Here is a 19,279-nt window from a genome sequence, read left to right as displayed (position 1 = left end):
AACCCGAGGTCATTCCCATGGAATTCCTGCGCACCCCCGATGAACGCTTCGCCAACCTGCCCGACTACTCCTTCGCCCCGCATTATGTGCAGGTGGATGACACCGAAGGCGGCAGCCTGCGCATGCACTATCTGGACGAAGGCCCCGCCGACGCGCCGGTGGTGCTGATGCTGCACGGTGAGCCGAGCTGGAGCTACCTGTACCGCAAGATGATCCCGATCGTCACCGCCGCCGGCTACCGCGTGATCACACCCGACCTGATCGGCTTCGGCAAATCCGACAAGCCGACCGTGCGCACCGACTACACCTACCAGCGCCATGTCGACTGGGTGCGTTCGCTGTTGCAGCAACTGGGGCTGAAGGACATGACGCTGGTGTGCCAGGACTGGGGCGGGCTGATCGGGCTGCGCTTGGTGGGGGAACATCCGGAATGGTTTGCGCGGGTGGTGGCGGCCAACACCATGCTGCCTACCGGCGACCATCATCCCGGCGAGGCTTTCCTGAAGTGGCAGGCCTTCTCACAGAAGACGCCGGTGTTCGGGGTCGGCTTCATCGTCATGGGCGGCTGCGCCACGCCGATGGCCCCGGAAGTGATCGCCGCCTATGACGCGCCCTTCCCTGATGAAAGCTACAAGGAAGGCGCACGCCAGTTCCCGCTGCTGGTGCCGGTGAGCCCGGACGACCCCGCCGCGCCCGCCAACCGCAAGGCCTGGGAAACGCTGATGCAGTTCCACAAGCCCTTCCTCTGCGCCTTCAGCGACAAGGATGCCATTACCGCCAAGGCCGCGCCGGTGCTGCAGAAGCTGATTCCGGGCGCAGTCGGACAGCCGCATACCACCATCGTCAATGGCGGCCACTTCCTGCAGGAGGATCAGGGAGAAAAACTGGCGGAAGTGGTGGTGAATTTCATGCGAGGCTGAGGCTGGACGTCGCTTGATACCAGCGCAGGCGGAGTACCGTCCGCAGGTCGGCCAGCCGGGCGGTCAACGCCTCCGGCCCGGGCAGGGATGCCCGCATCGACGGACAGAACTCCAGCAGTTCACGGTAGAACATGTCCATATCTTCCGGTTTCGTCAGCAGGCAGAAACCGACTTCGTCGCGCTCGGCGGTGACAATATCCAGCCCGTAACGCTGGTCCCAGGCCTGAAGGCGGCTCAACAGTTGCGCCGTTGTCAGGCCCGGAGCCGCCGTTCCCGCCGTGCGCACGACATCCAGAGCCGAGCCGGACTGGATGACGACCAGCTCCACCTTGCCCGGATGGACTTCCCCCACCTGCCAGCGGGTCGTGCCGATAAAGACCTGGAAGTCCCACGGCAGCAGGTCGCGGACCTTGTCCAGCAAATCCATGGCCTGCGCTTCCGGCACCAGCACCGAACGGGCGGCATCCGTTTTTTCCAACCCGCCGTTGCGCGAGGCAAAGGCGCGCTTGGGTTGCCCGGTGACCCGCGAGGCAATGTGCAGGGCGCCGTCCAGGGTATGCACGGAGGCAATGGCATGGTCATGACCGTGGGCTACCGCCCCTTCGGGATGAACGGACAAGCCCTGCTTGGAGGCCGCTCCTTCTCCCAGGCCATCCGCCGATACGGCATCCCCCAACAGGCAATACGGGGCGTTATCCGGATGGTCGTCGGAAGGGATACCCAGGAAATTCCGCAACGATTCAATGCGGGCCCGGGCTCTGACCGCCTTGGGGTGGTCAACCCCGTAAATACGCTCCTGAAGGTGTCGCCAGTGTCCGGCCAGCATCATGGCCCGGGCCGGGTCGTTGCTCTTGACCGCCACCGTGACCAGCTCAAAGAGAATGGCGGCCACGGCGGCCGGATCGGCGGCAGCCTGTTGATGGCCGGAACCCCCGGAGGCATCGAAGCCGAATTTCATATTGGCCGACTGCTGGCGGGTGGGAGCCAGTTTCTCCCGGATATCCAGTGCGGCGGAGAGCGCCTTGTCGGCCTCCGCCACCCGTCCTTGCCTCAGGTAAAGCCTACCCAAACCATGACGGCAATCCGCCATCAGCAATCCCGCCGTTTCATGGCTGGCTTGCAGCAGGCTGACCGCCCGCTCGTAAAGCTCCTGCGCTTCGGCATGGCGCTCCAGTTCAGCGAAGGCGGCCGCCTGCCCGCACCACACGCGCACCTTGTATTCCAGCGCTGTGGCGCCGTGATCCTGCACGGCCAGTCGCGCGGCCTCGTCCAGCAGCGGCAGCGCCTCATGTGGCCGGTGGCCGGTGGTATAAAGTCGGGACAGGTCAATCAGCGTCCGCAGGCGGGCGCTGTCCTCCGGCATGCTGTCAGCCTGCAACTCCAGCAAGCGGCGGAAGGCGGATTCGGCGGTTTCCGGCTGCCCTGCGTCCAGCCGGGCTTGCGCAAGCCCATACAGCGAGTGACAAAGCCCCGCATGGTCACCCAGCCGCTCCTGCACACCGACCGCCTGATTGAACAGGACCATGGCCTCTTCCGGCGCTCCCCGCCTAAGGTGCGCATCCGCCAGCCGGACATGCCAGCCGGCTGCCAGAGCATTGTCCTTGCCGGCGGTGGCTTCGACCAGATCCATGGCCTGGCCGCAAAACTCGATGGCCTTGGCAAAGTCACGGTGCTGCATGGCTGTCTGGTAATGCTGATTCAAATCCGAGAGTTTTCGGGCATCCGCCGGTTCAATGGACGCCACTTGCCGGGCGGCGGGAGAACGGCAATAACCGGGGATCAGGAAGGCATCCAGCAGCCACCACAGGCCCAGTACCATGGCGGGCGCCAGTGTGCGGTCCATGACCAGCAGAGTCACCATCGCCAGGCTCAGTTGCAGGCCGCCGCTGATGATGCGCTCCAGGTAGAAACGATGCGCTCCAAGCAGGCCCAGCACCAGCCACAACCGGTAGGCCATCTTGCGTTGTTGTTCTGATTCGGCATTTGAAGGTTTCATGCCTAACCCTTACTCCCTTTGAATTTGAAACGTCAAGACTTGGCGGTTGAATGCAAGGTTTGAGTGTACCGCCAAGACTTTGGCAATTAACCCTTAATGCCATAGTATCCTGTTGAACCTTCCCCTTCGAGACTTCTGATGCGCGAACCCGGCAAGTTGTCGTCACTGAACCTGTTGCGCGCCTTTGAGGCGGCTGTGCGTTTGGGCAGCTTCCGTGACGCCGCAGCGGAACTGTATGTCACGCCTTCCGCCGTCAGCCAGCAGGTGCGGCTTCTGGAGGAACAACTCGGGGTGGCGCTGTTCGAGCGGCAGGGTCAGGGCATCAATCCCAGCGACGCCGGGCGCCAGTACTGGCAGGAAATTGCCCCGCTGCTGGCGGGCATTGCCCGCGCCACCGAAGGCTTGCGGCGGCGCTATTCCCGGACACTGCTGCGCGTCAGCCTGATGCCGCCGGTGGCGTCCCGGGTGGTGTTTCCACATCTGCGCGAATTCCAGGACCAATACCCGGACATTGAACTGCGGCTGGATGTGGCGCTGGCACAGGCTGACCTGCTGCACTCTCCGGTGGACCTGGCCATCCGCTTCGGTGAGCCGCCCTGGGCGGGTTGCGAACATCGGGCATTGCTGCCGCTGTTCATCCAGCCGGTATGCCCTCCCGCCATCGATCGCGAGTTCCAGCTTAGCGGCCATCCGGAAAACCTCAAGCATGCCCCGCTGATCCACATGACCGGCCGCCCGCACGCCTGGCCGGAATTCTTCGCCCGCACCGGCCTGGGCCCGGCGCAACCGGCACAGGAATTCCATGTCGACGACTACCCCGCCGCCATCGAAGCCGCCCGCAACCTGGGCGTGGCGCTGGCCACGTATCCGCTGGAAAAGCCACTGGTGGACAGCGGTGAGCTGGCCGCGCCCTACCCGCCCCTGGGGCCCATCGGCTCCATCTATGCCGTGGCTGCCGCCGGACGGCTGGACGAAGCCGCCATCCAAGCCTTCCTGGGTTGGCTGGAAGTGCGGCTTAAGGCCCTGACCACTTAAGTTTTTCTAATCTTTGGCAGAAATAATCTCGTTTGTTTCCCGCGCGCGGAAGCCCGACACTGGCCTCATCCCGCCTGATGAGTTGCCGCCATGACCACCCTGAGCTTTAGCGCCGATACCCCCGAAGCCGATCTGGCCCGCCTGCGGCAGCCGGAACTGGCCGAACTGTTTGCGGGCCTGCCCGCCGCCACGGACGAGGCGCTGTCCGGCCATACCTGGCGCGGCCGGGCGCTGGCGCCGCTGCTGCTGGAAAACGCCCCGCGCCCCCTGCTGGGCATGGCCTGCCGGGTGTTGGCCACCCCCTTGAACCCGTGGCTGGGCAAGCGTTTTGACGGCGCCACGGGCGTCAATGCCTGGCTGGGGGGAAGCTTCTCGCTGGGCCGCTATGGTTGCGAAAGCCGCCTCAGCCCGGTGGACGGACAACCGGTGTTGTGGCTGGACTACAACCTCCCCGAAAACCCCGCCCTGTTGCACGCCATCCGCGGTGAAGTGCGGGTGTTTGACAACCATACCTTCCTGGCCCGCATGAACTGGCAGACTGCCACCGGTTTCGCCACCGTGCTGTATTTCACCCTGCGCCGGGATTGATACCATGAATACCCTGATCGATACGCTGGTGATCGGCAGCGGCTTCGGTGGTTCCGTGGTCGCTGCTCGCCTGGTAGAGGCCGGGGCAAAAGTGACGCTGCTGGAACGCGGACCGTGGCGCGACACCGCCGCCCTCGCCGCCTATGCCTTGCCGGACAAAGCGCCGCTGCCGCAAGGCCGCCACCTGCCAACCCACCTGCTGCGCCAGCTGAGCGTTGCCGCCACCGGCCAGACCAGCACCCTGCAACGTGATGGTTTTTTTGATATCCATGTCGATGGCGGCATGACCTGTGTCGCTTCCTCCGGGGTCGGCGGCGGCAGCCATGTCTATCTGGCCATGAACATGCGCCCGGAACAGGCGGATTACTGGGAAGGCCGCGCCGCGGGCATCACCGCCGCCGCCATGGAGCCGCATTACGACTGGATGCTGCAGCGCATGGGATCACGCACCGCCCAGGCCCAGGACCGTGCCCCCAACCTGATCGCCGAACGCTTTGCCGACGATGCCGCCATTGACACCTCGGTGCCGCAACCGGCGCTCGGCTTCCGCTTTGGCGGCCCTTACGGCAACAACGCCTTCCTCGGCGACACCGCCGGACGCAAGGTGACACTGGATGCCCTGCTGCTGGCGCCGCTGCTGGATCGCGGCCTCACCGTGCTGGACCGTCACGAGGCGGTGTCTGTCAGCCGTGAAGGCAAACACTGGCGGGTGGAAGTGCGTGATGAGCGGCATGACCGTCAGCGCTTCCTGCGCGCACGCCGGGTGGTGCTGGCGGCCGGGACCCTCAACACGCTGCGCCTGCTGCGCCGTTCCGAACGCAAAGGCGGGTTGGGGTCGTTGCCCGGCCTGGGGCAAGGATTTTCCGGCAACGGCGATGTCTTTGCGCTGTGGCGCGCCGGGGAGCAAGGAGAAGACTTCCGCGCCGGGCCGCCCTGCCTGGGACGTTTCACGCTGAAGGATGAACCCGGCAGCCCGATGCTGTACGCGCTGGGCCTGAACGGTATCGATGCCATTCCCGGCCTGCCGGAGGCGCTGCGCCGCCGCGTGGCGGACTGGCTGGTGCTGGTGGGCATGGGCCGCGACGAAGCCAACGGGCGCATCGGCTGGAAGGGTGATACTCCCCGTATCGGCTACCAAGAGCACAACAACCCGGTCATGGGCCGCATCCACTCTGCCCTGGGCAAACTGGCGCGGCGTTCGGGCCGGCGCGTGCTGGCGGTGCCGCCGTCCGTGACCGTGCATCCGCTGGGCGGCGCCCGTGTCGGCGACGATCCGCAGACCAGCGTCATCAACCACCGGGGCGAAGTCCATGGCCACCCCGGCCTGTACATCAGCGACGGCAGCGCCCTGCCCGCCGCCCCCGGCACACCGCCGTCCATGACCATTGCCGCCTGGGCGGGTCATGTCAGCCAACACCTGCTTGCCACCGGAATCTGAAACCATGAATGCATTTACAAAACGGACCTTCACCCTGCCGCTGCTGGCCGCCAGCGCCGCCGCCGCTGTCCGCCGCCTGCCGGTGGCCGTGCAGGCGCTGCGCCAACCTGTCACCTCCCGCGCCTTGCAGGAACAGGTGATGCTGGCCGTCACCGGCGTCAATGACTGCCGCTACTGCGACTGGGTGCATACCGGGCTGGCGTTGCAGGAAGGAGTGGATGTCGCAGCGCTGCACCGGGAGCTGTCCGGCGCCGGCCATGCCCTGAGTGAGCGGGAAGCGGTGGCCGTGTTCTTCGCCCAGCATTTTGCTGACACCGTGCGCCAGCCGACCCCCGAAGCGGTGGCGCGGCTGCAGGCCCGCTTCACCCCGGCAGAACAGCAGGAAATCCTGGCCTTCATCCACCTGATTTATTTCGCCAATCTGTCGGGGAATTCCATGGATGCGCTGCTGGCGCGACTGGCGGGCCGGGAAGTGCCGGACGGCCACCTGGCGGCGGAGTTACTGGCCGGCCTGCTGGCCGCGCCGATCCTGGCCGGTATCCGCCTGCGCAGCCATGGCCGTACCGACCGGCCGCTGGCGGCGTTGTAGGACAGCGCTCAGTGATCCGCGTCCGCCTGCTGCACCACCGGAATCCGTTGGGCCGGGGGCGGCGTGTACGGTGCGCCGGATTGCTGCAATGGCAGCTTGCGGCGCAGCACCGGGTTGATGGCAAAGGTCTTCAGGTGCACCAGGTACTGGAAAAACGAGATCTTTTCCGCGAGGAAGATGTAGTAGGTGAAGTGCATCAGGAACAGCACGTCAAACAGCAGCGGAATGCGGAAGTCGATGAGGCGGCGCAGCGGTTTTTCCAGCCACGGGAAACGCATCATCAGGTAATAGACTTTTTTCAGCCGCACCAGACGCTCGCGGTCGGGCAGGTTCAAGTACATGTCATGATGCAGCGTGACGTTGAAGGCTTCGTTTTGCGGCATGTGCGGCGCAATGTCCGGATGCTGCGTCAGAAACAGTTTCGGGTACGGCTGGAAGAAGGTGGTCCACAGATACTTGGGATTGACGGCGCGGAAGAAGGCCAGCCGCTGCATATGGTCGTCGACGGTGTCGCCAGGCAAGCCGAAAAAGGCCGAGGAGCCGAAATTGATGCCGTATTTGTGCATCCAGCCCGCAATACGCAGGATCTGGGCGTTGGTCGCCGGCTTGTTGAGCAGGCCGCGCCGTTGTTCCTCATCGCCGGACTCGGTGGACAGCGACAAGCCGCTGGCCCCCGCTTCCGCCAGCAGGCGGATGTCGTCCTCGGTGATGCCGCCAAAGCGGAAATTGGCGGTAAACGGCAGGCCGATCTGCGCCTTGTACAACGGCAGGAAGGTGCGCAGCCATTCGTTCTTCACCCAGAACACCTCATCGATGAAGAAGATGTGTTTGACCCTGCCCGGATGCGCGTCGATCATCGCCCGGATCTCGCTGACAGCTGCCTGCGGCTGCTTCTTGCGCACATAGGTCTTCACGCCGCCATAGTGGTCCATCATGGTGGTGTTGCTGCAGAACGAGCAGCGGAAGGGGCAGCCGCGACCGGCCATCACCCGCAGGTACGGGCTTTTGCGGAAAAACAGGTACTTGTTGTACATCTGCCGGTCAGGCATGGGCATGGCGTCCATGTCCACCAGTTGTTCGCGGTTCGGGTTGCGGCGCACCCCGTCCGCCGTCTTCACCCACAGGCCGACAATTTCGTCATACGGCTGTCCGGCATCCAGCGCTGCCGCCAGCTCCAGCAGGGTGAATTCCCCCTCGCCGGTACAAACCATGTCCACTCCCGGCCAGGCAATGGTTTCCTCGGGATTGAGCATGGCGTGCACGTTGCCAAAGACGGTGACAACGCCAGGCAACTGCTTCATCCGCAAGGCCATGGCCGTGGCCCAGGGCACGCTGGGCGTCAGGATGGAAAATCCCACCACATCCGGGCGGAAGGCACGCACCTCTTCCACAAACCGGTCCGCATTCGTCTGCGGATCAAAAAAGACCTCGACCGTATGGCCCGCCTGCTTGAGTACGGCCGACAAGGTCATGAAGCCCATGTATTCGACCATGACATCCTGACAAAACGCGATTCTGGCCATGATTGCTCGTTATTCTGCTTATGCGGTCAAAGAGTGGCCATTTTAACCACTTGCCATGACCGCCGTCATGGTGAATACGAGTCATTATCGAAAACATCGCCAGAAATCCGGCCAGCAAATAGTTTGACCACTGTCGAAGTATCAAATAACATCCCTTCAAACCTCCCATCGAGAGTAACCCGTCATGCGTTTACAACCCGGACAAACCGCCCCTGAATTCACCGCCACCGATTTCTCCGGCGTGGCCCATGCCCTGAGCGACTATCGCGGCAAAAAGGTGATGCTGTCCTTCTACCGCTACGCCTCGTGCCCGTTCTGCAACCTGCGCATCCACCAACTGCGGCAGAAGGCGGCGGAATGGGAAGGCAAGGGGCTGGTGATGCTGGCGGTGTTCCAGTCACCGGCCGCCTCGATCATGGAGTACAGCGCTGGGGAAACGGTAGAATTCCCGATCATTCCCGACCCGGAAACCCGCCTCTACCGGCAGTACGGCGTGGAAAACTCATGGCTGGCCTTCGCCAAGTCCGGACTGCGCGCCGCCGATATCGCCAAGGCGACGGCAAAAGGCTTCCTGCCCGGCAAGGTGGAAGGCGATATGAACCGCGTACCCGCCGATTTCCTGATTGACGAGCAGGGTGTCATCCGCACCGCTTTTTACGGCAAGGACATCGGCGATCATCTGGACACGGCGGAAGTGGAGCGCTTTGTCGGGCGGTAATCCCCCCGCTCTTGCATCCTCCCGTAAAACGGAGGTGCAAGAGCCTCAACGCCCCTGCATCGCCGCTTCTATCACCGCCATATCCTCCGTACAGATTTCCAGCAACCCGAAACGGAAACCATAGCCCCAGTTCTTCTTTCCCGCCGTCAGTGCCAGCCGCTCCAGCAAAGGCAAAATGGATGCCGGTTGGGCCTCCTGCCAATCCACATCACGCCGGAACGGGACAAACCCGCCGCCCATGTCGTACTGATAGGGCTCCCCCGCGCGTACGATGCCCAGCGCGGTGAAGGCCTGCAATCGGTCCTTACCACCGAAAGTGACCGTGGGCGAGTAGTAGACCACACGGTCACCGGCGCGCAGGCGCCGCAGCGGTCCGCCCTTGCCATGGCAGACTTGCATGAAACCGGCCGCCCGGCCGCGCTGCACATGTTCCGCCGAGGCAACAGCAATCCAGGATTTGTTCATGAGGAGGCTCCGTTGATTTCAGGTACGGAGTGAGAATGGCAGAGCCTGCTGCCAGAATTTGTCAGCAGCCTTATCGGGTCAGGGATTATTGCGGGCGGAGCTGTTCCTGTTGCCGCCATTCGTGCAGCAATTGCCGGCGGCGGCGCGGATAACGAACGTCCAGCCGTTGCAGATCCGACATGCGATCCACACGGAAGTGGCGGAAGGCCTGCCGCCGTTCGCACCAGCCCACCAGCATCCGCACCCGCTCGAAATAACCCAGGGCCACCGGCCAGACGGTGCGTTGCGAGATATCTCCCTGACCGTCACGGTAGCTGAAACACAGCTTGCGCTCGCTGCGCAGCGCCTGCCGGATCAGGGCCAGCCAGGCATCGTCGGCATGGTCGTCGGCCACCGGCCCCACCAGCAGCCCGGCGCTGTCCAGGTCCAGCCGCCGTTCGTCCGGCAGCACCGCTAGGATACGTGACAGGGCGCTGCGCGCCGCACCAGCCAGTTGCGGGTCGCCGCGCTCCGCCACCCAGCGCGACCCCAGGATCAGGGCGTCGATTTCCTCGTCATTGAACATCAACGGCGGCAACAGATACCCAGGCAGCAGCAGGTAGCCGACCCCGGCCTCACCCTCAATGCACGCCCCCTGCTCCTGCAGGGTGGCGATATCGCGGTACAGGCTGCGCAGGCTGATGCCCAGCTCGGCCGCCAGCGTGGCGCCGCTGACCGGGTAGCGGTGACGACGCAGGATTTGCATCAGTTGCAGCAGGCGTTCGGTACGGGTCACGGTTCAGTCCTTCGGCGGCAGGCCGGCGGCAAACTCCAGCCCGATATTCATCCAGTCCCGCAACTCACGCTCGGTTTCCAGAAAATCACCGCTGACCACCACCCAGCCCTTCATCACCCGCCCGGTCAGATCAAATTCCGAGACACCGTCACGGGCCAGACATTCGGCATAACGCTCCGGGCCGCAACGCACCATCAGACCATCACCCAGTAGGCCGAAGGCCATGTTGCCATTGAGCAAATAGGCTACGCCGCCGAACATGCGTTTACGCTGCAGGGCAGGCCAGTCGCCAAAAATGCGCTGGATGCGGTCGGCAAGCTCCGAGTCATAGGCCATGGCAGGCAGATTCCGGATTCAGTCCGCCGCCAGCGGCACAAAGACCGGCCCGTTGGCGGTGGATCGCAGGAAACCGACCGGCTCAATCAGCACCTTCACCCCAGCCTCGGCATTACCCCCGCCACCGCCCTTGGCCAGGCTGGAGAATCCGCCCAGACCGGAGTTACCGCCACCCGAGCCCTCCGCCGCCGCCGACAGCAACACGGCCACTTTCGCCACCGGGATGATTTCTTCACCATTAAAGGGAATGGGATCGCCATAAAGGGCTTTGGCGCCGCCCACCGACTCCAGCGTGGCGGCCATTTTTTTGGACAGGGCATCGGTCAGGAAATCTTTCATGGGGACTCCGGGGTTTTCTTGTTATAGGAGGCATGAGGCACCATGCCGAAGCACCGATCTTGGCACCCGGCGACCAAGCCTGCAAGCCCCGTCACCCCGTGTCCTTGCCCAGCCCCAGCGCCTTGCGGATCATGGGGAACATGTTGTCGAAGGCCAGTGTTGCCGGTTCACGCATGACGCCGGTAATCGCCAGCATTGACAGGCCGTGCACACTGCTCCAGAGCAGGGTTTCCGCGCCGGTGCGGCGCTTGGAGCCCATGCAGCCGGTGGCCACCAGATCGTCCAGCGCCTGCCCCAGCAGTTCGAAGGCGGACAACCCGGTCAGCGCCCCCACCCCTTTCACAGGGTGCTCGCCGCCTGCCCCGAACGGCCCGAACATCAGGCTGAACAGTGACGGCTCAGCCATGGCGAAGGCGACATAACTGCGGCCGTTAGCCTTCAGCCTCGCCACCGGATCATCTCCCTCCGCCGCCATGGCCTGTTCCATGGCCGTGGCCAGTCGGGCAAAGCCCTGACCGGCCAGCGCCGCCAGCAAGGAGCCCTTGTCGGCAAAATGACGGTAGGCCGCCGCCGGGGATACCCCGACCGCGCGCGCCGCCTCGCGCAGGCTGAAACCCTCGGCGCCATGTTCATCCACCAGACGCTCCGCCTCCACCAGCAAGGCCTGGCGCAAATCCCCGTGATGAAACGGCTTACTCTCAGCAACAGTCATTCATGACTCCGGTAAACATCATTAACTTTTCCATATTTTCATGTTGACACCGTAAACTTTTGATGTCAACAATGTTGACACTGAAAACATCAATGCCGGGGAACTCCATGAACGCCCTCTTTGCCTTCCTGCATCACCTGGCCGCCTTCCTGCTGGTCAGTACGCTGGTGGTGGAAATGGCCCTGCTGAAGGGTCCGCTGGACCCGGCCCGCGCCCGCCAGTTGCAGCGCACCGACCTGCTGTACGGCATCGCCGCGGGCCTGGTCGTGGCACTGGGTTTCCTGCGGGTGTACTACTTTGAGAAGGGTTCGGAGTATTACTTCCACAACCTGTATTTCATGCTGAAGCTGGGCCTGTTTGCAGTCATCGGGGCGCTGTCCGTCTATCCGACCGTGGTTTTCCTGAAGTGGGGCAAGTCCTTGAAACAGGGGGTGATGCCGGTCATTCCGGATGATCAGCTGCGCAACCTGCGCAAAGTGCTGATGGCGGAACTGGCAGGTGTCGTGGGGATGTTGTGCTGCGCGGCGCTGATGGCGCGCGGATATGGCATGCTCTGACAATACATTGGCGGGAACGGCTGGATATGATCTACAGTTCATTGCACTGATCCATAATTCCAAGCCGTCAGGATGCGGCCTTAACCGAGGACCTGCTTGTGACCTATTCCAAACCACGCTTCCTGATTCCGGCCGCCCTGGCCCTTGCCATTGCCGGAACCGCCCATGCCGACCGCAACGACCTCGACGACCTCCGGACTTACGACAAGGATGCGTGGGTCATGGTCAAGAACGACCGGCGGCATCAGGTGGTCACTTACGCCAAACAGGAAGATGACAAACGCCTGCGCTCCTTCCGCCAGGAACTGACCTTCGACGCTTCCATTGATGCCATCGCCTTGTTACTGCTGGATATCGAGAATTACCCCCGCTGGTACCATCTCAACACCGAAAGCCGGATTCTGAAGAAGGTCTCCCCCACGGAGCTTTATTACTATCAGGTCTTTGACGCGCCGCCCGGCATACCCGACCGCGATGTCGTCGTCCGCGCCACCATCCAGCCTTACTCGGCGCGCAACGGCGCACTCAAGCTGGTGCTGCGCTCCGCACCGGATTACATGCCGCCTCAACCCGGCCTGGTCCGCATGCCTGCTTTCGAAATGGTGGCCACTTACACACCGCTGGGCAACGGCCAGATCAAAGGGGTTACGGAAGGCTACGCCGATCCGGGCGGCAACTCCCCAGCATGGGCCATCAACTATGTGCAGCGTGCCGCGCCCTACCGCAACGCCCTGAGCATCCGGCGGGTGGTCAAGGAATACGAAAACAGCAGCTTCGTACCGCCCTTCAAGTACAAGGAGTGACTGACAGCGGCCGTCGCCCGGACGGCCGCCTTTCACACCCCCCGCCCCGCTAGAACAACGCCTTCGCCCAATCCCGCACCAGTGACGCCCGATTGATCAGCAGCGACAGGAAGATCAGTGCGCACCCGGCCAGTTGCTGCCCGGACATGCTTTCCCCGAACCAGCCCGCCGCCAGCAAGGCCACCCATACCGGCTCCACCACCATGATCACCACGCCGTGGGTATGGCTGGAGAGGCTTTGGGCATAGGTCTGCAGCAGAAAGCGCATGGCGGTGCCGACAATGGCGCTGGCGACGATCCAGCCCGCCATGGCCGACGAGAACTGCATTAGCGCGGGTTGCCAGGCTTCGAACATCAACGACAGGCCGCCGGACACCACCCCCACCATGGCCAGCACCACCGCGGTCAACGCGATGGCGGGCACGCCGGGGATGTCCTTGGCCGTGCCATCGCGACGGGTATGGCGGCGGGCATTGGCCGCCTGCATGTTGAGGCGGAAGAACAGCGCAAAAATGACAGCGGATGTGACATAGAACACCTGCCCCGGCTCGGGATTGAAACCATGCTGCAGCGACAACAGACCCAGCCCGGAGGCCGCCACCGGCAACGCCAGCCAGGTGCTGCGCGGCGGCCGCTCGCCAAAGAACAGCCGCCCCATCACCGGCACCAGCACCACGCCCAGACTGGTGAGGAACGCACCCTCGCCAACGTGGGTGCCGGTGAAAATGCCCATCACCCAGCAACTCATGGCGACGGCAAACACCAGCCCGACCCCGGCGCTGCGGCGCAGGGCATGGCGGTCCAGACCGCGCAGCGTGGCGTGGCCGATCACCGCCAGCAACGCGGCGGCCAGCAGGAAGCGCAGCGACATGAATAACAGCGGCGGCATCAGCAGCACCGCCTCGCGGGACATGATCCAGCTGACGGCGGCCAGCAGGGTGACGCCGACCAGCATCAGGTCGGATTTGGCGGCGGGAGTCATGGGCAACCCGGTGCAGACAAGGGGGACAACAATCTTAACAGCAACCGCTGACTCCGATTAGATCAACCGGCTCTGCAACAACCATTCCCCGGTCTGGCGCAGGCCAGTTTCCAGATCCACCGCCGGACGGTAATCCAGCAGGCGCTGCGCCTTGGCGATGGAATACCCCGCCTGACGGGTCATCATCGCCAGCGACCCTGCGCTGATCTCGGTGTTCTGCTTCAGCACGCCGTTCAACACCCATTCCCCGGCGCGGGTCACGGTTTTGGCCACCGCTGTCGGCAGCACCGGCGGCTTGCCGCGGTTACCCGCCCAGCGCCAGTGCGGCGTAAAGAACTCGACACAAGGCACGCTCTTGCCGTCGGTGATGTTGAAAATCTGGCCGCTGCCCGCCGGATTCAGCGCCGCCGCCACCATGCCGTCCAGCAGGTTGTCGATGTACACCGGACTGAACAGGCCGCGGCCGTTGGCGGGCAGCAGGAACTGCCGCTTGCGGATCATGTCGAGCGGAATCAGCACCCACGGCCGGGAGCCGGGACCATAGACATCCCCCGGCCGAACGATGGTGCAGGCCATCTCCCCCGCCGCATGCGCGGCCAGCACCGGATGCTCGCTGGCGGCCTTGGCGTCGCAATAGGGAAAGCCGCTGAGCAAGGCGATGTCATCGCTTTCCACCCGCTCGGTGCTGAAGTCAAGGCCGTAGGCGGCAATGGACGACAGGTGCAGGAAACGACTAGCGTCGCCCTGCACCGCCGCCTGCACCGCCAGCCGGGCGCTGCCCAGGCTGACTGAGCGGTACAGTGCGGCCGGAGCCGAATTCGACACTACGGCGGCGGTGTGGATCACCAGCTCGCAGCCCTTGGCCAGATTCTGCCAGTCCCCGGCGGCGGCCACATTCCCGGCATGCACGTTGAGCGCCCGGTTCTCGTTGAGATCGACCCCGACCACAATTGAACCCAAGGCGCGGAAACGGTCGGCTATGGCGCGGCCGATAAAGCCGTTGGCGCCGGTGATGAATACCTTGGCGGGAATGGTCATGGAAACGGACTCCGGGACGGGATCAGTGGACAGGGGGCGTCACCGGTTCAATTCTGATGACGAATGTTGTCAGAATATATCTGACGACGCTTGTCGTCAACATGGCAACCGGCGATACTTGGCGCCAGCCAAGCAGCCTGCCGGATACCCCGATGACCGAAGCCGTTCCCTCACCCCGTTCCTATGCCGGTGAGTCGCCGGAGGTGCGCCAGGCGCGACGACGGCGGCGGTTCATCGACAGCGGCAAGACGCTGTTCGGCACCCTGGGGTATCGCAAGACCACGATGCGCAACCTGTGTGCGCACGCCGGGCTGACCGACCGCTATTTCTATGAGTCTTTTGCGTCGCTGGAGGATTTGCTGGCGGCGGTCTATGAGGAGTTGGCCGGGGAACTGGAGGCAGCGGTGCTGGCGGCGGTGCGGTCGGCGGACCGGCAGCTGCCGGTGGAGGAACTGATTGCCTTGGGGCTGGATGCCTTTTTCCGGCAGGCGGAGAATGCTGAAATGGCGCGGGTGATCTGGCTGGAGGTGCTGGGGGTCAGTCCGCGCATTGATGCGTTGTACAACGGGGTGTTGCGCCGGTTTGCGGATATGCTGCTTGCGCTGGTGCGGATGGCGCTGCCGGACTGGCGCATGCCGGATGAGGTGGCGCGGGTGCTGTCGATGGGGCTGATCGGGGCGGTGAGTGAGGCGACGAAGGATTGGTTGATGACCGGTTATACGCAGCCGCGTGCGGGGCTGGTGGCGGGGATCGGGTTGATTTTTGAGGGGGTGGTGGGGTTGCAGGGGGGCGGGGACGGAGGCCGTTAATCCGGTTGACCGTAGGGGCGCAGTGCCTGCACCCTCTCTGACGAACAGGGTGTTTTTGCCGAAAATCACGGCATGTTCGGCGACGAAGGGCGCATGCGATGCGCCCCTACATAGGAAATGTCGCTCCTTCCCTGATTTCCCTATTTCACCGAAGGGTTAAGCGTCATTGTGCGTAGTACCTTCGATCCTTCGGATGCAGGCCTCCAACTGTTCAATTAGCGCTCTAGCCTGCTCCATATTTAGCTCAAGTTCAACGTTTGCGCCAAAGGCTTCGTCGCCAAGACCATGGTCATCAAATGACTTGTCGGAAATGCACCAGTCGGGGTGAATGTTCCACACTTCAACATTGATGTGTCCGGGATGGATGCCTGAAACGACTTCGATGAATCCCTGTCGATACCTTATTCCGTTGCATCTGATCTTCTGACTTGACATGTTTTTTGACCTGTTGCGACAGAGCTTTCGGAGAGTCACTGACGAAGCATTAGGGCGTTAGATCCTCAGATAATTTCACCGCTAGCCAAGAAGGTCGATGACGCCTAACGCCCAAGGGAACCCGGCAGCGGCCAAGAACCTTTGATTTCAAACACGCCCGATCCGCCACTCGGGTTGACCGCATAGTTATGCGGCATTCGGGTTTGGCTTTGACTGTGCTCCCATGCAATTCCCCTATCGACCCAATGCAACGCAGAACTCATTCTGATGCTTGGCAACAAACTTCGCCGCGTTATCCATGATGTCCGTGTAATCAATTGCTGACTCAAGCTTATCGATCTGGGCGCTGGCATAGTCCCAAATTTCACCGTGGAGCTTAGCAAAACTGGTGATCTCGTATTCAGACAGACCAGATCGATCTTGTTGAATCGTATCGTGAGTCATTCCCGCAGCCGTAGCGATCTCGAGAATTGTCTTCAACTGTTGCGATTGATTGGAGCATCCAATTAGATCCAATGCGGCAACTGTTTCTATGGAGTAAATCCCCGTGCTGTTTCCGATGAAGTTGGTGATGCCATTCATTGAAACTTCTGTCTCGAAGTCAAGAATCAACATGACGACAGCGATAGGGTCCGACAAATCACGGACTCCTCCGTTGTCGCGCAAGTCGGACAGAGGAGGCTCGTAGATCTTGATCGAGAATTCACTGAGTAGATCTGCAATCGTCATTGTATTGCCCCTGTGTTCGGCAACTTCACTGCCGCCCAACGCCACGGTTAACCGGGCCGCAGCCATCGTTGATTTCAGAAACCGCGCGGCCCACGGCTCCGGTTGAACCGACTGTTAGGTGCGATTCCACGGCTGTATTGTGGGCGGCTCACATGCCACAACGTCAACAACTTCGTTTTCTGTCCAGACGCGGTAGTGCTTCGCCGAGCCGATCACATCTTGGTACCAGCCATGGCTTTCGTTAACGTAGTCCAAGTATTTGGATCGCGAAAGAGATTGAAGCGTTCCCGTGTCATCACGAATTTCGTATTCGTCGAACGATGTAAATGACTCGTTGACGACCTGCCACGCCACAAATTGTGGAAACCGGATTTCAAACAGTCGGCTTTTGTCACTCACGTCAATAGACCGAACATCCTTGATCGTGTGATCGCCGATTTGTAGATCTTCAGTCTGGTCACCGACGAATCCCTCGGCGACGATCACTCGCAGTTCATCTTGGTAGACCAGAGCGTGGAGGAACCATGTCTTGGCATCGTCGAGTACAGTTCGCAATTAGCCCCCAGCTTTATTATCAACACCAAGTCCGGTGCTTGAATCATTCAAAGGCAGTTTAACCACCTGATCTCAATAAAATTGCGAAGCATGGAGATCAAGGACTAACAATAAACCGTCTTGGTTATATTCCAAAACAGCAAAGCACACCACAGGCTCAATGACGCCGCAACTTTCGCTCGCAATCCCACCGACTGCGCAAAATACTCGAGCGTGTTCCGCCGGTGGAACCAAATCGCGCTGAAGCACAACAGAGCACACCTGGTGCCGGCAATTCGGAGGAATATCAATTTTCCCCAGTCCGTCGAGTTCAATCGAGACGCTCTCACCATTCGAGAGCCCTGCGAAAAGTTGCTCGTTGAGTTCGCGCGTCACCCGTTCATCTGAAAAAAGCGCAACCAGTTCTGTCGAGAGCGCACTGATTTTCGAAGCTGCATCCATATTTCTAACGGAGTCCATGTCGTTGAGTTAATGCCGCAGCGCGTCAGGGCTGTCGCGCTTTGAACACATGTTAGGTGTGTAATGCACTATTGGCTAGCCGATATCAATGGGGGAAATCGTGCTCCGTCCCGAATTTCCGCAGTGCGGGGGTGTGCGGAACTTTGTGTAAACGGGGTTTCGTTAAAACGGTAGCATCCGGTCTTCGTACTGGATGGTGAATCGATTCAGCGCGGCTTTCCAGTCCCGGATCGGCATTGTCCACTTCTTGCTGATGTTCCGGAGCGCCAGATAAAACAGCTTGGTCACCGCATCGTCGGTCGGGAAGGAAGCCCTTGTCTTGATGACTTTCCGCAGGCTCATGTTAATCGACTCGATGGCGTTTGTGGTGTAAATCACCTTGCGTATTTCCGGCGGGTAGTCAAAGAACGGAATGACCCTCGCCCAGTTACGGCGCCAGCTTTGGCCGATCGGCAGGTAGTCCTTGTCCCACTTCGCTTCAAACAGGCAGAGCTGCTGCTCGGCCAGGTCCACGGTTGTCGCGCTGTAAATCAGCTTTAAATCCGCCGCCACTTCACGCTGGTTTTTCCAGGGTACGAAGTTCATGCTGTTGCGGACCATATGCACGATGCAGAGCTGGACGGATGCTTTCGGGAACACGGTTTCAATGGCTTCCGGAAAGCCCTTGAGCCCATCCACGCAGGCGATAAATACGTCCTGAACCCCCCGGTTCTTCAGTTCAGTGACAACCTGCAGCCAGAACTTGGCACCCTCCGTCTGGGCGATCCAGAGGCCCAGGACCTCCTTGTGGCCGTCCATGTTCACGCCGACGGCCATATACACCGCCTTGGTCCTCACAGCCCCGCTATCACGGACTTTGACGTGGATGCAGTCCAGGTAAAGGATGGGGTAAATCGGGTCGAGCGGACGGGATTGCCAGAGTTTCACTTCGTCACTGACCGCATCGGTGACGGCGGAAATCAGGCTGGGAGAAACCTCGGTGTGGTAGATTTCTTCCAGATGGCCCTGAATCTCCCGGACACTCAAACCGCGTGCGTACAGCGAGATGATCTTGTCATCAAAACCGGTCCAGCGGGTCTGGTGTTTGCCGACGATTTGAGGCTCAAAGGAGCCTTGCCGGTCGCGGGGAATAGCGAGAGGGAGAGAGCCGAAATCGCCTTTGAGCGTCTTGGCACTGTGGCCGTTCCGGGCATTACCGGTATCGTTGGTGAGTGGCTGGTTCTTGCCATGACCGAGGTGATAGGTCATTTCGGCTTCGAGCGCCCGCTCGGCCAGCATCTGCGTCAACTGCTTGAGCAGGCCGTTTTCACCGATCAGATCTTCGGGCTTCTGGTAGTTGGCCAACAGACGGTCGGCAAATTGGAGGAGTTCAGGATCGGGCTTGGCCCGTTTGGTACTTTTTGCAGCGGTCATAATGACTCCAGGGGAGCGGCAGTGTGATGCCAAATGACCGTTTACACAAAGCTAATTACACCCTC

At 61.8% G+C, this 19,279-nt stretch carries 23 protein-coding genes; 9 read left to right on the top strand and 14 right to left on the bottom strand.

What is annotated here, in order from left to right; all coding sequences use genetic code 11:
• Positions 1 to 17 precede the first annotated feature (17 nt).
• A complete protein-coding gene (locus Q7T36_RS08680) occupies positions 18 to 920 on the top strand; it encodes a haloalkane dehalogenase (RefSeq protein WP_304846708.1) in 903 nt (300 codons plus the stop codon).
• On the opposite strand, the gene Q7T36_RS08675 is transcribed toward Q7T36_RS08680, so the two are convergent.
• Positions 907 to 2,916 carry a tetratricopeptide repeat protein gene (locus Q7T36_RS08675; protein ID WP_304846705.1) on the bottom strand — a complete coding sequence of 670 codons (2,010 nt, stop codon included), beginning with the start codon at positions 2,914 to 2,916 and terminating at the stop codon, positions 907 to 909. The two genes, Q7T36_RS08680 and Q7T36_RS08675, sit on opposite strands and share 14 nt — an antisense overlap.
• Positions 2,917 to 3,054: 138 nt before the next feature.
• On the opposite strand from Q7T36_RS08675, the gene Q7T36_RS08670 reads away from it, so the two are divergent.
• The 4 genes from Q7T36_RS08670 to Q7T36_RS08655 all read left to right on the top strand — a co-directional run bounded on the left by Q7T36_RS08670 (position 3,055) and on the right by Q7T36_RS08655 (position 6,566).
• Positions 3,055 to 3,951, top strand: a complete 897-nt coding sequence (locus Q7T36_RS08670) for a LysR substrate-binding domain-containing protein (protein ID WP_304846702.1) — start codon at positions 3,055 to 3,057, stop codon at positions 3,949 to 3,951.
• A gap of 90 nt (positions 3,952 to 4,041) precedes the next feature.
• Complete coding sequence (locus Q7T36_RS08665; protein WP_304846699.1) at positions 4,042 to 4,539, top strand: hypothetical protein; 498 nt, start codon at positions 4,042 to 4,044, stop codon at positions 4,537 to 4,539.
• A gap of 4 nt (positions 4,540 to 4,543) precedes the next feature.
• Positions 4,544 to 5,977 carry an FAD-dependent oxidoreductase gene (locus Q7T36_RS08660; protein WP_304846696.1) on the top strand — a complete coding sequence of 478 codons (1,434 nt, stop codon included), beginning with the start codon at positions 4,544 to 4,546 and terminating at the stop codon, positions 5,975 to 5,977.
• A gap of 4 nt (positions 5,978 to 5,981) precedes the next feature.
• Positions 5,982 to 6,566, top strand: coding sequence for a carboxymuconolactone decarboxylase family protein (locus tag Q7T36_RS08655; protein ID WP_304846693.1), 585 nt, complete (start codon positions 5,982 to 5,984; stop codon positions 6,564 to 6,566).
• Between the two features lie 8 nt (positions 6,567 to 6,574).
• Here Q7T36_RS08655 and Q7T36_RS08650 read toward each other — a convergent pair whose 3' ends face one another.
• A complete protein-coding gene (locus Q7T36_RS08650) occupies positions 6,575 to 8,089 on the bottom strand; it encodes a B12-binding domain-containing radical SAM protein (RefSeq protein WP_304846690.1) in 1,515 nt (504 codons plus the stop codon).
• Between the two features lie 184 nt (positions 8,090 to 8,273).
• On the opposite strand from Q7T36_RS08650, the gene Q7T36_RS08645 reads away from it, so the two are divergent.
• Entirely contained in the window at positions 8,274 to 8,807 is a 534-nt protein-coding gene (locus Q7T36_RS08645) for a peroxiredoxin (protein ID WP_304846687.1), read from the top strand.
• A gap of 45 nt (positions 8,808 to 8,852) precedes the next feature.
• Here the strand turns inward: Q7T36_RS08645 and Q7T36_RS08640 are convergent, their stop codons facing one another.
• The 5 genes from Q7T36_RS08640 to Q7T36_RS08620 form a co-directional block, all read right to left on the bottom strand.
• Positions 8,853 to 9,272, bottom strand: coding sequence for an EVE domain-containing protein (locus Q7T36_RS08640; RefSeq protein WP_304846684.1), 420 nt, complete (start codon positions 9,270 to 9,272; stop codon positions 8,853 to 8,855).
• An 85-nt stretch (positions 9,273 to 9,357) separates the two neighbouring features.
• A complete protein-coding gene (locus Q7T36_RS08635) occupies positions 9,358 to 10,047 on the bottom strand; it encodes a YafY family protein (protein ID WP_304846681.1) in 690 nt (229 codons plus the stop codon).
• A 3-nt stretch (positions 10,048 to 10,050) separates the two neighbouring features.
• Entirely contained in the window at positions 10,051 to 10,383 is a 333-nt protein-coding gene (locus tag Q7T36_RS08630) for a TfoX/Sxy family protein (protein ID WP_304846678.1), read from the bottom strand.
• 18 nt (positions 10,384 to 10,401) lie between these two features.
• A complete protein-coding gene (locus Q7T36_RS08625) occupies positions 10,402 to 10,722 on the bottom strand; it encodes a hypothetical protein (RefSeq protein ID WP_304846675.1) in 321 nt (106 codons plus the stop codon).
• 91 nt (positions 10,723 to 10,813) lie between these two features.
• A complete protein-coding gene (locus Q7T36_RS08620) occupies positions 10,814 to 11,434 on the bottom strand; it encodes a TetR/AcrR family transcriptional regulator (protein WP_304846673.1) in 621 nt (206 codons plus the stop codon).
• 107 nt (positions 11,435 to 11,541) lie between these two features.
• On the opposite strand from Q7T36_RS08620, the gene Q7T36_RS08615 reads away from it, so the two are divergent.
• Positions 11,542 to 11,991 carry a DUF2214 family protein gene (locus tag Q7T36_RS08615; RefSeq protein ID WP_304846670.1) on the top strand — a complete coding sequence of 150 codons (450 nt, stop codon included), beginning with the start codon at positions 11,542 to 11,544 and terminating at the stop codon, positions 11,989 to 11,991.
• Positions 11,992 to 12,089: 98 nt separating this feature from the next.
• Complete coding sequence (locus Q7T36_RS08610) at positions 12,090 to 12,794, top strand: hypothetical protein (RefSeq protein WP_304846667.1); 705 nt, start codon at positions 12,090 to 12,092, stop codon at positions 12,792 to 12,794.
• A gap of 49 nt (positions 12,795 to 12,843) precedes the next feature.
• Here Q7T36_RS08610 and Q7T36_RS08605 read toward each other — a convergent pair whose 3' ends face one another.
• Both Q7T36_RS08605 and Q7T36_RS08600 read right to left on the bottom strand, forming a co-directional pair.
• Entirely contained in the window at positions 12,844 to 13,776 is a 933-nt protein-coding gene (locus tag Q7T36_RS08605; RefSeq protein ID WP_304846664.1) for a DMT family transporter, read from the bottom strand.
• A gap of 57 nt (positions 13,777 to 13,833) precedes the next feature.
• Complete coding sequence (locus tag Q7T36_RS08600) at positions 13,834 to 14,814, bottom strand: NAD(P)-dependent oxidoreductase (protein ID WP_304846661.1); 981 nt, start codon at positions 14,812 to 14,814, stop codon at positions 13,834 to 13,836.
• Positions 14,815 to 14,870: 56 nt separating this feature from the next.
• On the opposite strand from Q7T36_RS08600, the gene Q7T36_RS08595 reads away from it, so the two are divergent.
• On the top strand, positions 14,871 to 15,623 hold the full coding sequence (locus Q7T36_RS08595) for a TetR/AcrR family transcriptional regulator (RefSeq protein ID WP_304846658.1): 753 nt from the start codon (positions 14,871 to 14,873) through the stop codon (positions 15,621 to 15,623).
• Between the two features lie 156 nt (positions 15,624 to 15,779).
• Here the strand turns inward: Q7T36_RS08595 and Q7T36_RS08590 are convergent, their stop codons facing one another.
• The 5 genes from Q7T36_RS08590 to Q7T36_RS08570 form a co-directional block, all read right to left on the bottom strand.
• On the bottom strand, positions 15,780 to 16,058 hold the full coding sequence (locus tag Q7T36_RS08590) for a hypothetical protein (protein ID WP_304846655.1): 279 nt from the start codon (positions 16,056 to 16,058) through the stop codon (positions 15,780 to 15,782).
• 234 nt (positions 16,059 to 16,292) lie between these two features.
• Positions 16,293 to 16,853, bottom strand: a complete 561-nt coding sequence (locus tag Q7T36_RS08585; RefSeq protein WP_304846652.1) for a DUF4375 domain-containing protein — start codon at positions 16,851 to 16,853, stop codon at positions 16,293 to 16,295.
• Between the two features lie 48 nt (positions 16,854 to 16,901).
• Complete coding sequence (locus Q7T36_RS08580; RefSeq protein ID WP_304846649.1) at positions 16,902 to 17,342, bottom strand: hypothetical protein; 441 nt, start codon at positions 17,340 to 17,342, stop codon at positions 16,902 to 16,904.
• Positions 17,343 to 17,414: 72 nt separating this feature from the next.
• Positions 17,415 to 17,783: a hypothetical protein gene (locus Q7T36_RS08575; RefSeq protein WP_304846646.1), complete on the bottom strand. Its 369-nt coding sequence runs from the start codon at positions 17,781 to 17,783 to the stop codon at positions 17,415 to 17,417.
• A gap of 180 nt (positions 17,784 to 17,963) precedes the next feature.
• Positions 17,964 to 19,214, bottom strand: a complete 1,251-nt coding sequence (locus Q7T36_RS08570) for an IS256 family transposase (protein ID WP_304846643.1) — start codon at positions 19,212 to 19,214, stop codon at positions 17,964 to 17,966.
• Positions 19,215 to 19,279 lie beyond the last annotated feature (65 nt).

Origin of the sequence: Fluviicoccus sp. (genome assembly GCF_030646115.1) — a bacterium.
Lineage (GTDB): Bacteria > Pseudomonadota > Gammaproteobacteria > Pseudomonadales > Moraxellaceae > Fluviicoccus.
Note: the sequence above shows the minus strand (reverse complement) of the source record. Positions and strands in the feature narration are given on the sequence as shown.

Coding starts and splice junctions, on each gene's coding strand:
- Q7T36_RS08600 (WP_304846661.1), bottom strand. CDS start 14,814: ATGACCATTCCCGCCAAGGTATTCATCACCGGCGCCAACGGCTTTATC.
- Q7T36_RS08575 (WP_304846646.1), bottom strand. CDS start 17,783: ATGGATGCAGCTTCGAAAATCAGTGCGCTCTCGACAGAACTGGTTGCG.
- Q7T36_RS08645 (WP_304846687.1), top strand. CDS start 8,274: ATGCGTTTACAACCCGGACAAACCGCCCCTGAATTCACCGCCACCGAT.
- Q7T36_RS08665 (WP_304846699.1), top strand. CDS start 4,042: ATGACCACCCTGAGCTTTAGCGCCGATACCCCCGAAGCCGATCTGGCC.
- Q7T36_RS08615 (WP_304846670.1), top strand. CDS start 11,542: ATGAACGCCCTCTTTGCCTTCCTGCATCACCTGGCCGCCTTCCTGCTG.
- Q7T36_RS08570 (WP_304846643.1), bottom strand. CDS start 19,214: ATGACCGCTGCAAAAAGTACCAAACGGGCCAAGCCCGATCCTGAACTC.
- Q7T36_RS08625 (WP_304846675.1), bottom strand. CDS start 10,722: ATGAAAGATTTCCTGACCGATGCCCTGTCCAAAAAAATGGCCGCCACG.
- Q7T36_RS08650 (WP_304846690.1), bottom strand. CDS start 8,089: ATGGCCAGAATCGCGTTTTGTCAGGATGTCATGGTCGAATACATGGGC.
- Q7T36_RS08640 (WP_304846684.1), bottom strand. CDS start 9,272: ATGAACAAATCCTGGATTGCTGTTGCCTCGGCGGAACATGTGCAGCGC.
- Q7T36_RS08655 (WP_304846693.1), top strand. CDS start 5,982: ATGAATGCATTTACAAAACGGACCTTCACCCTGCCGCTGCTGGCCGCC.
- Q7T36_RS08590 (WP_304846655.1), bottom strand. CDS start 16,058: ATGTCAAGTCAGAAGATCAGATGCAACGGAATAAGGTATCGACAGGGA.
- Q7T36_RS08585 (WP_304846652.1), bottom strand. CDS start 16,853: ATGGCTGCGGCCCGGTTAACCGTGGCGTTGGGCGGCAGTGAAGTTGCC.
- Q7T36_RS08675 (WP_304846705.1), bottom strand. CDS start 2,916: ATGAAACCTTCAAATGCCGAATCAGAACAACAACGCAAGATGGCCTAC.
- Q7T36_RS08630 (WP_304846678.1), bottom strand. CDS start 10,383: ATGGCCTATGACTCGGAGCTTGCCGACCGCATCCAGCGCATTTTTGGC.
- Q7T36_RS08620 (WP_304846673.1), bottom strand. CDS start 11,434: ATGACTGTTGCTGAGAGTAAGCCGTTTCATCACGGGGATTTGCGCCAG.
- Q7T36_RS08680 (WP_304846708.1), top strand. CDS start 18: ATGGAATTCCTGCGCACCCCCGATGAACGCTTCGCCAACCTGCCCGAC.
- Q7T36_RS08660 (WP_304846696.1), top strand. CDS start 4,544: ATGAATACCCTGATCGATACGCTGGTGATCGGCAGCGGCTTCGGTGGT.
- Q7T36_RS08595 (WP_304846658.1), top strand. CDS start 14,871: ATGACGAATGTTGTCAGAATATATCTGACGACGCTTGTCGTCAACATG.
- Q7T36_RS08670 (WP_304846702.1), top strand. CDS start 3,055: ATGCGCGAACCCGGCAAGTTGTCGTCACTGAACCTGTTGCGCGCCTTT.
- Q7T36_RS08605 (WP_304846664.1), bottom strand. CDS start 13,776: ATGACTCCCGCCGCCAAATCCGACCTGATGCTGGTCGGCGTCACCCTG.